The organism is Alicyclobacillus tolerans (assembly GCF_048984885.1).
Taxonomy (GTDB): domain Bacteria; phylum Bacillota; class Bacilli; order Alicyclobacillales; family Alicyclobacillaceae; genus Alicyclobacillus_I; species Alicyclobacillus_I tolerans.
Genome location: NZ_JBMGNK010000002.1, coordinates 645,504 through 658,064, shown reverse-complemented (window position 1 = coordinate 658,064; position 12,561 = coordinate 645,504). Strand labels below are relative to the sequence as shown.

Here is a 12,561-nt window from a genome sequence, read left to right as displayed (position 1 = left end):
ACCCCTTCCCAACTTCTTTAACCCCTTCAAAACAAAACAGGGTAATCGTAATCTATTTGTCGAATCTCGTCAATCAAGATACAACCTAGAATTCTTTACCTTTCTATGAATACGGTCGCTGTTGCCGCAACATTTGCCAGGCGAAGCGCGGCAGAGCCATTTGTCGACGCAATCTTTTGGGTTCTTTGAGCAATCGATAGAGCCACTCTAAATTGAGTCTGCGAAAAACATGCGGTGCTCGCTGAATGGTTCCACCCCAGACATCGATACTTCCACCGATGCCCAAAGCCACACAGGGAGGCAAATGCGCCAAATTCTTGTAAATGAGCATTTCTTGCCGAGGTTGTCCCAAGCCAACCAACCAAAGATGCGGTTGAAACGACTCTATTTCCTTAAGAATCTGCGGCCAATCTTGATTTTGATAATATCCATGGTGACCCTGAAACTGATGCAGCGGAAACCGTTGTTGCAAAGTTGCCATACAAGCTTGCAAGGATTCAGGCGATGCACCGAGCAGATAAACACGCAATGACGTATTGCGACGCATAGCCTCGGCAAATATATCCAGACCGAGATCGACACCTGTCACCCTTTCCGGAACAGGCCGTCCCATTCGAGCGGCTGCCCATACCACACCCACACCGTCAGCCGTTACTAAATCAGCAGAACGACTGATGCGCATCAGTTCAGGATTTTCTTTCGCTTGCATGACAAATTCCGGCCCAGCCGTAATTACCATTCTGCGACTTTTTTCACTCATCCAATGCAAAATAGACTCCACAGCTTCATTGGATGTAACACGGTGAAAACGCACACCGAGGACATCCACAACATGTTCTGCTAAAGCTTCGCTCGCCAAAAGCAACTTCATCCTTTCCAAACGGAATGGGAATTAAGCACAGCTGCTACAGCAAGCTGTAAATGATTTTCCAAAGCGGGGCAATAACCTCGAATCCCTTCCCAGCCATAAACGCCCAAACCGCCGCTAGGGTGATGAAAAATCCCATGACAGCCACTATTAGATGAAAGCTTTTTTCTATTCTCTGCTTCGAGTGCAAACCCTTCCCTCACTCTCATAGTCTCCTAAACCGTTATTCTCGATAATTTCAGTGTATCCTGTAGACTGGATATTTGAAACTATTTCTAGAATTCTTCGCCAAGAAGTAAAGGGAACTCTCTTGTATACAGAGAATAACAGATTATATTTGAAGAAATTGTGGAGATTTGATTGACTTTATCATAATGAAATGTTACTGTTGCGGCGTAGGGAAAATTTTAGCGAGTACGTGTGTACTTGGTAGGAGGCAATAAGGTGCAACAAGGGACGGTCAAATGGTTTAACTCCGAAAAAGGCTATGGCTTCATTCAAGTAGAAGGCGGCAATGACGTATTTGTTCACTACACCGCCATTTTGGGTGACGGTTTCCGCACTCTCGAAGAAGGCCAAGCTGTTGAATTCGAGATTGTAGAAGGTCAACGCGGACCTCAGGCAGCCAACGTTACCAAACTATAAAATTTTATCCCAATGTGGATATGAAGTGACTGCCTTGTGTGTCCACTCACACGGGGCAGTTTTTTCATATCCACATTAGATATTTATTGGTTCGATCACGATTCTGCTGTGTCAACATCGATATTCAAATGTTCCGGATGGTTGATGTTTTTGTTAAAGATAAGCACAATAGCATTCATCACCAAAATCGACATGGTCACATAAAACACAGAACGAATGCCGTAAATAGAAGCCACCATTCCTCCCAGCAATGGCCCAATCAGATTACCGAGAAAAGTAGCACTTGAATTCAAGCCAAAGGCTGTCGCCTGCATACGCTCGGGTGCCATCTTTCGAACCAATACATTTAAGCTCGGCAACATTCCTCCAATAAAGAGTCCCAGCAAGAATCGTCCTACCAACAACAAGCCAATGTTATAGGCCAACGCTTGTGGAATGTACATGCAGGCAGCGCCACAGAGCGCAAAGATGAGTATTTTTTTCTGCCCTATCCTATCCCCTAGTCTACCCAGCAAAGGCGAGCCAATTAAATTGGCAATTCCCGACATGGCTACAACCAGACCAGCAATGACTTGGAGATGGCGGCCGTGATAAATCGTTTTAGTAAATACCGTTACAATCGGTTCAATGCTCATGACACCTAATTGAGTAACAAAGGAAGCCAGAAAAACAGGTAAGAGGTAGCGCAGAATCAAGAAACTGCCACCTTTGACTTTCTCATTGCGCCCCTCTTTGCGAACTGGCTTTTCATGCACAAAAAGCAATACAACTATGCTGGTAATGAAGAGCATAGCTCCTGTCAACAAGAAGACATGGCGAATGCCAAAAGACTCGGCTAACACGCCGCCCAGAAGAGGACCAATCAAACCACCAGCAATACCGCCTGTTTGCAAAATGCCAAGTGCGCGTCCCGCTTCTTCTTCTGGGGTAACCGATGCTTGCAGAGATATGGCCATAGAAATGAAGCCTGAGAACACACCATTTATAAAACGCAGAATCAATAATTCCCAAGGCGCATGCACCAGACCCATTAAAGCCGTCATGGTCCCCATACCAAAACCAGCGCGCAAAAGCATTATTTTTCTGCCTCGCCGATCGGCCACCGCACCCCAGATAGGTTGAAAAGCAAAAGAAGTGACAAATTGTGCTGCAAAAACCCAACTTGACCAACGCTCCAGTGTAGAGAGTTGATGGATTCCCAATTCCCCCAGATAGATGGGTAAAAAAGGAATGACCAGGTTCATCCCGGCCATGACACCAAAGTTTGCTATCCAGAGGATAACAAGCGTACGTCGCCAATTCATTGCATGCGATCCTCTATTACTTTTCGCATCCGTTCAGCCTTTTCCGCGGCTTGCAAGGCATTTTCTCCAGTGGCCGAAACATACGCTTTAAGCTTAGGTTCGGTGCCGGATGGACGGACGGCCATCCAGGATCCATCGCGATACATAAATTTTAATACATCCGATTTTGGCAAACTGAGGGACTCCTGCCCAACTTTTTGAAGAGATTCGTCAAACATACTGGCCACTCCCTTCTCATAATCCTCTACACGAACAAGCTGCATGTTGGGAATATGTAATTGGGTTTTGCGCAATTCGTCAATGCGCTCAATCATTCGCTCCTGACCATCTTCGCCTTCAAGATGAAAATTAAGCAAAAATTCATGAGAATATCCAAATTCTTTATAAAGTTCTTCCAGTGCATCGTGCAGCGTGTGACCTTTTTGCAAATGATAAGCTGCCATTTCGCAAATTCCTAAAACCGCCTGTACCGCATCCTTATCACGAACCATATCTGAGAGCAAATAACCGTAACTCTCTTCGTAACCCAGAAGAAATTTGTACTGACCTGAACGCTCATATTCTGTAATTTTTCCACCAATAAACTTAAATCCAGTCAACGTTTCTTCAACCGCTACCCCATGATGAGAAGCAATTTTCGCGCCAAGATTAGCAGTAACAATCGTCTTAAAGAGAATACTGTTGCTTGCCAATTCTCCTGAATGGCGCTTGGAACGAACCAAAAAATCTGCCAGCAAGGCTCCAACCTGGTTGCCTGTCATCAACTCGTATTGCCCATCAGAAGTACGCACGGCAATCCCAACGCGATCCGCATCTGGATCGGTTCCGAGCACAATATCGGCTTGCAAATCGCCAGCCGCCTGAATAGCCATGGATAGTGCCTCGGCTTCTTCTGGGTTGGGACTTTGCACAGTTGAAAAATCCGGATCAGGATGCGCTTGTGGAGCAAAAACCTGAAACTTTGAATATCCAGCAAGTTTCATAGCTTCCATGACTGGTACACGCCCAGTGCCATGCAGAGGCGTGTAAAGAACTGTCAGTCGACGGCGTTGTTCCTGACTGACAAGTGCACTCTGCACGTTATGTACTACTGTCTCAACAAAACTTTGTCGAACTTCGCTGGGAATCTCGCTCAGTTTACCCTGCTTTCGAGCGATTTCTTCGCTGAGTACGGGTAACTGGAAGATATCTTCTGGTTCAGAAAGAAATTTTACTATTTGTGCTGCAATCTCAGGCAATACCTGTCCCCCGTCAGGTCCATAGACTTTATAACCGTTATATTCCGGTGGATTGTGACTGGCCGTTATCATGACACCAGCCGCCGCTTTTCGGCGGCGGACGCTGTATGACAACTCCGGTGTAGGACAGAGTTCAGGCGCCACTTCAGCACGCAATCCTAAGGCCGCCAGTGTGCACGCAGTTTCTATGGCAAACTCTCTCGATTGATGACGACAATCATAGCCAATGACCACCAGTTGACCGCCTTGTTCTTTGACCCAGCAGCCAAGCGCATGGGATACGCGACGAACCGTATAAACATTCATCCGGTTCAATCCAAGCCCCATCACACCCCTTAACCCACCCGTTCCAAAAGCAAGTTGGCGACCAAAACGCTCGTGAATTTCTGAATCTTTTTTTCCCAAGCGCGTCAATTCTTGGCGTTCATATTCCGTTAGTTTGTCAGAGTGCAACCAGCGTTCATATTCTTTGCGTGCGTCCATGGACAACCCCCACTACCTAAGTGTTTGGTTCATATATTACAATCACCGCAAATGTTCAGCAAAAAATTGCAGAACCGTGGCAAAAGAATCACGTGCTGCATCAATATGATACGATGCACGCGTGTCGTTAAAGAAGGCGTGATGGGCTCCTTCGTAAACTTTATATTGGAATGACTTTCCTGCTTCTTGCATCTGTTTGGCAAACTCAGGAACCTGATCGGTAATTCGCGGATCAAGCGACGCGTAAAAACCGTATACAGGACATTGAATGGATGAAATTTTCTCTTTCGCTGGTGCATTGCCGTAGAATATAGCCGCTGCAGCCAATTCGGGATCTTCAGTAGCCAAAACTGCAGAAAGAGCCCCGCCCATACAAAAGCCAACAGAACCCACTTTGGCTCCTTTGGACAACGGTTGTTCAGCGCGCAAATATTGGCTGCTGGCTTTCAATTGCGGTATGTATCGCGTCGGATCGAGACCTCCAAACAAGGTTGCAAACGTCGTACGCACTTCAGTGCGCTCTGGCTCAGGCAGGGCATCCATAGCCCGATCCCGTTCTTCAGGATTGTTCCAAGCGCTGGGTGGTACGGTCTCGAGAAAATGTTTCACTTTGACAATCCGTTCGCCACTCAAAGCTTCTGGCCGCTCACCATTTTTAGCGTATAAATCAGGCGAAAGTGCCACATACCCTGCCTCCGCAAAACGTCGTGCAACGTGTTGGATGTGATCGTCCACTCCCCAAATTTCCTGCAGTACAATGACAGCCGGAACGGGACCTTTGACACGTTCAGGCACGGCTAAATATCCAAGATACTCTAGATCTGCACCATAGCGAATCCAATCAGCTTGAATCGTCATTGATGATAACCTCCTCAAATCAAATCAGCACTACAGCCTTTATGATAACGAATTTAGAGACTCGAAACAAAATAACCGACTCCTCTTTTTTCGATTTTATTTACAAGTTGTCGATTGCCTACAGGACACTTACAATAAATCCAAAAGGGTACAGGAATGGGGGATGGAGAATGCCAGAGCAGACTCGAAAGTTTGTGGTCATGACCATCAGCGATTCATGTTACGCCGGCAAGCGGGAAGATGCTGGCGGGCCACTGCTGATACAACAAATAGAATCTCTTCCTCTTGTTCTCTATGAACATCTCGTCTTACCCGACGAAGAACAGTTTATTGCACATTCATTGAAAGAATATGCTGCCGTACCGGAAGTCTGTCTCATAGCCACCACTGGTGGGACAGGAATTTCTCCGCGTGATGTGACTCCAGAAGCAACTTTGTCAGTCATTGAGCGGCCGCTGCCGGGAATGGCTGAAGCCATGCGCCAATATAGTCTGAACCAGACACCTTTCGCGATGCTTTCAAGGCAAGTTGTCGGTGTCATCCGTCAGACATTAATTATTAATTTCCCCGGCAGTCCAAAAGCTGTCAACGAATGTTTTCAGGTTATCCAACCGGTACTTTTACATACTATCGATCTGATTCGTGGCAAGACAGAACATCCATAAAGTAACACTTCAGTCTTTAGGTCTATCCTTTGTTTTAAACTGTTTCCCCATTTCTGCCGATCGCGCTGCTGCCGCCTGCAACGCTTCATTGACGAATGTTTTGAGTCCAGATTGTTCGAAAACTTGCAGGCCAGCATGGGTCGTCCCGCGCGGCGAAGTCACGCGACGGCGCAAAATTTCAGGCGAGAGTTGCCAATCCAAAAGCACTTTGGCTGTTCCAGCCACCGTATGAAGCAATAGTGCGCGCGCCGTCTCCTCATCAAAACCCAATCGTCGAGCACTTTCTTCCATAGCCTCTAAAAAATAACATACAAATCCAGGTCCACTTCCGGAGAACGCAGTCGCAGCATCCAATAGAGATTCTTCCATTTCCACCACCGCGCCCACCTGCTCCAGCAAAAAGCGAGCCAATAATCGATCTTTATGGGTGACATGTTCGGCAAAAGCGACAGCCGTCACACCCGATTCCACTGCAACCGGTAAATTGGGCATGGTGCGGACAACTGCTGCCTGGTTGCCAATCGCTTCTAATAACCACTCTGTTGACAAACCGGCTGCAAAGGAAATCAATAGTTGACCGTGCAAATAGGGGCGTAACTCATCAAGCGCCTGTGCGGCATCAGCAGGTTTAACTGCCAGTACCACAACCGCCGCATCTGCAGCATCTATCAAACTTTTAGCAGGAACCACTCCGTATTCTTCTTGTAATTCCATCAATCTTTGACCGCGGCTGCGATTGAGAACATAGATCTGTTCAGGCTGCAATGCCCCTTTACGGACAATGCCGCGAATAAACGCTTCCGCCATAGCTCCTGCCCCCAGTAAAAACAAGCGTGGGGCTGGCTTGTTTCCTAGCGGAAGGATATCTGCCTCATTAAAGCTGAACATGTTCACCACTCCTATCTCTCTGTCTGGTAAAGGTTAGTGCGCGGTCAATCGTCCGTCTATAACTATTTTGAAAACAGAACAACGCCCTTTTTGTGTGAATTTCCAATTAAAATACAATAGTTTGAATATAAATGCAATGCAAAAACAGCAAGAACTGTTTCATCAAACTCATGAGTCCTTGCTGTCTGTGAATGGCATTTCAGATTTCAGGGCAAGGGCGATCCTGTCTTTTTCCATAATTCGTAACCTTTTTCAAGAAAATCTAGCTGTTCCTTTGTAAGACCCCATTCTTGGCGTTGGGAAAAATCCACCCAAACGCGATCGACAATCTCAGCGGAAGGAGAAAATGGCCGTTCCTCGACTAGACGCAACAACCAAGCCACATCATAGGAGTATGCAAGCGATGCAGCGTCTATAAAAGAGAGAGTTTCTACAAGACAGCCTGCTTCTTCTAATATCTCACGGCAGACAGCATCTTGAAGCGATTCTCCTCGATTGACCAAACCTCCCGGCAATCGCCAACGCGGTTTGTGATAACTGTGATGCAAAAGAAGAAAAGAACCATCCGTTCGGAAAACCACGCCCACAACCGCCAAAAGAACACTAGGATGAACCAGTTTGATGAGGCGGCTCGTCAAACCGCGCGGCAGTAGACCATAAATTTTCAGCAAGCCCCGCCGCACAGCAAGCCTGACATGAAACGCCACCTTGTTTATCCCTCCACCACAAATGCCGCTATTGCATCCAACACCTGTTGTTCCCAATCCAATCGATTATAAGTATGATCTGCCCCTTCAATAGGAACCAGTTTTGAGCGACCTGGAAATACTTCATTGCAGTACTGCTCAGCGATTGCAAACGGAACTGCCTGATCTTCAGTTCCATGCACGACCAACACCGGACCCTGGTAAGGTTGAGCACAGGCAAAACCATCAATGGTCATTAAATCATCATAAAAATCCCAGCCAATCAAATCACCATCGCGATCGTACAAAATTGGACTGATGCGTTCTGGCGGATGCTCACCCATGGCTGCCTGAATCAGTTCCCGCATATTTCCGGCGGCCGAAAGCAATATCAGGCGTTCTACATCTTGCGGCCGTTCTCCAGCGACTATGCCAGCTACCAATCCCCCCATGCTTAAACCAAGCAACATCACACGATGTCTTTGAATGGAGGGCAAAGATTGGACAAAGTCGAGTATCGCATGAGCTTCTTGAACTTCTTTACGAACAGTCATCTCTTCAAAATCTCCATCACTCTCACCACTGCCAGAAAAATCAAATCGAAATGAAGCGATGCCAAGAGCGCACAATCGACGACTGATTTTCAAAAAAAGGCGATGTTCCTGCAACTTGTTGGCTGTAAAGCCATGGAACAGAATGATAGCTGGAAACGATTGTATGGGCTTGCCAAGAAACGCCTCGTCCGGCCAATGTTGCATACCGCGCAGCGTGTTTCCGTCCACATTGAGACTGATTGCTGACTGCATTGCTTCAACCTCCACTCATCCTGATACTTCCATCATACCACTTTCTCCCGGCTCATCATTTCGACAAAATCCTCAAATGATATGTTAGGTTTCCTAACATATCACCTTGACGTTCTTACCTTTCTCCTTCTATCATCAAAACATGTGCATTTGAGTATAAAGGTGAGGAGAGGAATCCGTCCGTGACTGCTCAGGAAGTTTTAGACCTTATAAAAAGAAATCAAATTGAAATGGTTGATTTTCGAATTGTTGATGTGCCTGGCAGACAACATCATGTGACAGTGCCTGCCGTGGAAGTTGACGTTGAAATGCTGGAAAATGGCATCGCTTTTGACGGTTCGAGTATTCAAGGTTTTCGTGGCATTGAGGAGAGCGACATGGTCATGCGACCTGTTTTGGAGAGCGCTTATGTCGATCCGTTCATGGCTGCGCCCACGCTCGGTCTGATGTGCACAGTCTATGAACCCAACGGTACTCGCTATGAACGCGATCCGCGATTCATTGCTGAAAAAGCAGAGAAATTCTTGCAGGACTCAGGCATTGCGGATGCAGCCTATTTCGGACCGGAATTGGAATTTTTCCTTCTCGACGATGTCCGTTATGACAGTTCTCCATCAGGCGCTTTCTATGCCATTGACTCCGAGGAAGCATTTTGGAACAGCGGTCGTGGTGGAGAAGCCAATTTGGCTTATAAAGTAAAAAACAAAGGCGGTTATTTCCCTCTCCCGCCAACGGATACTCAGCAGGATATCCGTACGGAAATTGTCAAGGAACTTATGAAAGCAGGCATTCGCGTTGAACGTCACCATCATGAAGTGGCTACTGCCGGACAGGCAGAAATCAACTTCCGTTTCCATACATTGACCAAAACCGGCGATACCGTCATGATGTACAAATATATCGTCCGTCAAGTAGCACGTAAATACGGTAAAGTTGCTACCTTTATGCCCAAACCGATTCTGGGCGACAACGGTTCTGGCATGCATGTGCATCAAAGCCTTTTCAACGGTAATCAGCCACTCTTCTTTGAGGAAGGTCAATACGGTAATTTGAGTGCTCTGGCGCGTCATTACATCGCTGGCATTCTCTCTCATGCTCCTGCTCTGCTCGCTTTCGCCAACCCGAGTACCAACTCATACAAACGTCTAGTGCCCGGATTTGAAGCTCCCATCAATTTGGTTTACTCAAAAGGAAATCGCAGCGCCGCCATACGTGTTCCTGTTGCTGCAGTCACACCCAAATCAGCCCGTATTGAGTTCCGTACCCCGGACGGTACTGCCAATCCTTACTTAGCGTTTGCCGCAATGCTCATGGCAGGTTTAGACGGCATTGAGCGAAAACTCGACCCCACCCAACTTGGTTTTGGGCCAATTGATAAAAACATCTACGAATTGAATGCAGAAGAAAAAGCTTCGATTCAGAATGTTCCTGGTTCATTGGAAGAAGCGCTCGATGCTCTGCAGGCTGATCACGAATTTCTGTTGCGCGGAGGTGTCTTCACTAAAGATTTCATCCAAAACTGGATTGATCTGAAACGCTCAAGTGAAGTACAACCTCTTGCACAACGACCACACCCGTATGAATTCCATCTCTATCTCGATCTATAATTCGTGCATTTTACTCATGCTATAGAAAAAACAGCGAGGCAGGATTCTCCCTCGCTGTTTTTTTATGTTTTTTATTCATTTTAAGATGAGATAGGAAATTTGTAATTCTGAGAGTTATCATTATCCCAATCTCCATTACTATCTTCAAATGCCGCATTCAAAACACTGCCATTAGGCACAGTGATGACAGCTGTCCATTCCCCATTCGACTGGCGAGTCATGACTGTATTCGTAATACCATTCCAATTGTTGTATCCCCAATGCATTGTTAATGAAGAAGCTGTGCTGGCCAACGGACCATCGTACGTAATCGTCGCCTGCTGACCTGCCACCAAAGGCGCAGGGTTTGTGCTTACCGCTGTCAATGGTCCACCTTGTTGCACCAAAATTTCCGCATAATGTCCAGGCACGGTGACACTAATGTTACCCTGACCATCCACACTGACTGAAGAAGCTTCCGAAGCCCCACCAACAAGCGGCGTAATATTAGTAAAACTACTATTATAGGGCGATCCGGCCTCATAGACAGGAATGGTTTCCGTTTCCGTACCATTGGAATTATTCAAAACAACAATGATTCTTTGCTGTCCATCCATGCGCGCAAAAGCAAAAATATTGCTGTTGTCATCTGCTACCAAAGGCATAAACGATCCGTCTGTCAACGCGGGATATTGATGACGCATCGCAATCAATTGTTGGTAGAGTTGAAAGACACTATTGCCACCATTGGCCACTTGGCTCCAATCAAATGTCCAACGTTTCCCTGCATCATTATTTCCGCCACCCATCATGCCATATTCATCACCATAATAAATGGTAGGGATACCGACATACGTAAATTGTAAAAAGGCGCCAAGATAATCTTTCCATAGATTCGGTGTTCCACCATACGGATAGGTGACTGTTCCGCCACTGGGCGTAGTATAGGTTTTGTAATTGATAGTTTCTGCAGCACGTTCCGCAAATCTCGGCACATCTTGTGTACTTAATTCGTTGACTTGAGCCAATTGAGCAGCTCTTGGAACACTATTGAGCGTTCCAACCAGCCAACTTTCCAGTGTGGTTGGAGAGATAGAGTTTGCGTTAAAGCCATCATCATATCCAGTAATCCACTCTGAGGCCGGTTGTAAAAATCCATTATAATTGACTGAACCATCCCATTGATTACCATTGTTCAACCATTCCTCAGGTTGTGACCCTTCGAACCACTCCCCAAAAATAAAGGCATTAGGATTGACCGACTTGACACTTTGACGAAAGCTTTCCCAAAAAGCATGATTCGTTGGATCGTTATAATTTCCATTTGCTTCTGGATCATATCCATTTGCACCGATATGTCCAGGTGCATCAAGCCGCCATCCATCCGCATCGAATGGGGGTTCGAGATAGGTATCGGCGACAGAGAGAATTTCATTCTGTAAGGAAGAAGAACCATAATTGAGTTTGGGAAGATTGGATACCCCTGCAAAAGTAGCATATTGAGATGGCCAATTGGTAAAGGTATACCAATTATAATAAGGGCTGGATTGACTGGACTGTGCACTCGTAAACCAAGAGTTCGAAGCCCCAGTATGATTAAATACGCCATCCAAGATGACTCGTCCCTGTTGTCCAGCATTGTCGAAAGTATTGTGGGCATCCGAAATTAAGGTTTCCAGAGCACTGTTACCTCCGAAATGCGGATCAACTTGAAAATAATTTTGCACATCATATTTATGGTTAGTATTTGCCGTAAATACTGGTGAAAGATAGAGAATATTGGCTCCCAACGTATGCTCAATATAATTCAATTTATCGGCAACACCCTCTAAATCTCCACCAGCAAAGGCTACCTGATCTGCCCCACCGGGATCGCCCAATTCAGGGTCTTGCCCCCAACTAAGCTGTACAGTCGGATGCCCATACCAAGAATACTCGCCATTCGTAACGTCATTACTGACATCTCCATCAAAAAAACGATCGACAAAAATTTGATACATCACACCATTCTGGGCCCAACTTGGCGTGCTAAAATTCGGACTGATAACAAAGTCATCATATGTGTTCCATTGATTTCCGGAAAAAGTTGGTGTTGGATAGGCTGTAGAAGTAGCACCGGAAGCATTGTAATAAACGGTTGAGGAACCATCATTCGCTTGAAAATAATAGTACTCCGTGTTAGACGTAGCAGGCAGGGTAGCCGACCAAAATTCATAGACCCCATTGACGTCGTTTCCTTCCAGAGACATCGGATAGTACGTGGTCGATCCCGATGCAGTGTTGTATACAACGACATTAGCACTGCTTAAATTTCCTGCTGAAGCTCGAAGCGTTACTGTAATCGGTTGATTCGAAGTAGGTTCCTGTGGTGTAAAATAAAGTGGCCCTTGATCGGAAAACAAAGCATTACTGTCTACACTAGTGGATGCCTGCACAATATCTGCCGGATTGACCCAAGCTGTTGATACACAAGCAAAAGTTGATGCTCCAACAAATGCAAACGTTTGCATTAAGGTGCGAAAATTTGCATTCAC

At 46.2% G+C, this 12,561-nt stretch carries 12 protein-coding genes; 3 read left to right on the top strand and 9 right to left on the bottom strand.

Annotation, left to right across the window (positions count from 1 at the left end; genetic code table 11):
* Positions 1-103 precede the first annotated feature (103 nt).
* Together ACOJUR_RS03430 and ACOJUR_RS03425 are read right to left on the bottom strand one after the other, a co-directional pair.
* Positions 104-859 (bottom strand): WecB/TagA/CpsF family glycosyltransferase, encoded by a 756-nt coding sequence (locus ACOJUR_RS03430; protein WP_238413625.1) that lies wholly within the window; start codon positions 857-859, stop codon positions 104-106.
* Positions 860-867: 8 nt separating this feature from the next.
* The gene (locus tag ACOJUR_RS03425; protein ID WP_420949256.1) at positions 868-1,071 is read right to left on the bottom strand and encodes a hypothetical protein; all 204 of its coding nucleotides are present in this window, start codon (positions 1,069-1,071) and stop codon (positions 868-870) included.
* Positions 1,072-1,312: 241 nt separating this feature from the next.
* On the opposite strand from ACOJUR_RS03425, the gene ACOJUR_RS03420 reads away from it, so the two are divergent.
* Positions 1,313-1,513: a cold-shock protein gene (locus tag ACOJUR_RS03420; protein ID WP_072873052.1), complete on the top strand. Its 201-nt coding sequence runs from the start codon at positions 1,313-1,315 to the stop codon at positions 1,511-1,513.
* Between the two features lie 95 nt (positions 1,514-1,608).
* Here ACOJUR_RS03420 and ACOJUR_RS03415 read toward each other — a convergent pair whose 3' ends face one another.
* From ACOJUR_RS03415 to ACOJUR_RS03405, 3 genes are read right to left on the bottom strand one after another with little or no spacing between them, the layout of a single operon-like run.
* Positions 1,609-2,817, bottom strand: coding sequence for an MFS transporter (locus ACOJUR_RS03415; RefSeq protein WP_420949255.1), 1,209 nt, complete (start codon positions 2,815-2,817; stop codon positions 1,609-1,611).
* A complete protein-coding gene (locus ACOJUR_RS03410; RefSeq protein ID WP_420949254.1) occupies positions 2,814-4,538 on the bottom strand; it encodes a phospho-sugar mutase in 1,725 nt (574 codons plus the stop codon). The genes ACOJUR_RS03415 and ACOJUR_RS03410 overlap by 4 nt, the downstream gene beginning before the upstream one ends.
* Positions 4,539-4,580: 42 nt before the next feature.
* Positions 4,581-5,396, bottom strand: coding sequence for a dienelactone hydrolase family protein (locus tag ACOJUR_RS03405; RefSeq protein WP_420949253.1), 816 nt, complete (start codon positions 5,394-5,396; stop codon positions 4,581-4,583).
* A 170-nt stretch (positions 5,397-5,566) separates the two neighbouring features.
* Here ACOJUR_RS03405 and ACOJUR_RS03400 point away from each other — a divergent pair, with 170 nt between their 5' ends.
* Positions 5,567-6,061, top strand: a complete 495-nt coding sequence (locus tag ACOJUR_RS03400) for a MogA/MoaB family molybdenum cofactor biosynthesis protein (protein WP_072873048.1) — start codon at positions 5,567-5,569, stop codon at positions 6,059-6,061.
* A gap of 9 nt (positions 6,062-6,070) precedes the next feature.
* Here ACOJUR_RS03400 and proC read toward each other — a convergent pair whose 3' ends face one another.
* From proC to ACOJUR_RS03385, 3 genes are all read right to left on the bottom strand, one after another.
* Complete coding sequence (proC, locus tag ACOJUR_RS03395; protein ID WP_072873047.1) at positions 6,071-6,949, bottom strand: pyrroline-5-carboxylate reductase; 879 nt, start codon at positions 6,947-6,949, stop codon at positions 6,071-6,073.
* Positions 6,950-7,155: 206 nt separating this feature from the next.
* Positions 7,156-7,656 carry an NUDIX hydrolase gene (locus ACOJUR_RS03390; protein WP_420949252.1) on the bottom strand — a complete coding sequence of 167 codons (501 nt, stop codon included), beginning with the start codon at positions 7,654-7,656 and terminating at the stop codon, positions 7,156-7,158.
* 5 nt (positions 7,657-7,661) lie between these two features.
* Positions 7,662-8,441 carry an alpha/beta hydrolase gene (locus ACOJUR_RS03385; protein WP_203115041.1) on the bottom strand — a complete coding sequence of 260 codons (780 nt, stop codon included), beginning with the start codon at positions 8,439-8,441 and terminating at the stop codon, positions 7,662-7,664.
* Positions 8,442-8,623: 182 nt separating this feature from the next.
* Between ACOJUR_RS03385 and glnA the strand changes: the two genes are divergently transcribed.
* Positions 8,624-10,048: a type I glutamate--ammonia ligase gene (glnA, locus tag ACOJUR_RS03380; RefSeq protein ID WP_420949251.1), complete on the top strand. Its 1,425-nt coding sequence runs from the start codon at positions 8,624-8,626 to the stop codon at positions 10,046-10,048.
* An 80-nt stretch (positions 10,049-10,128) separates the two neighbouring features.
* Here the strand turns inward: glnA and ACOJUR_RS03375 are convergent, their stop codons facing one another.
* Entirely contained in the window at positions 10,129-12,537 is a 2,409-nt protein-coding gene (locus ACOJUR_RS03375) for an alpha-amylase family glycosyl hydrolase (RefSeq protein WP_420949250.1), read from the bottom strand.
* Between the last annotated feature and the right edge of the window lie 24 nt (positions 12,538-12,561).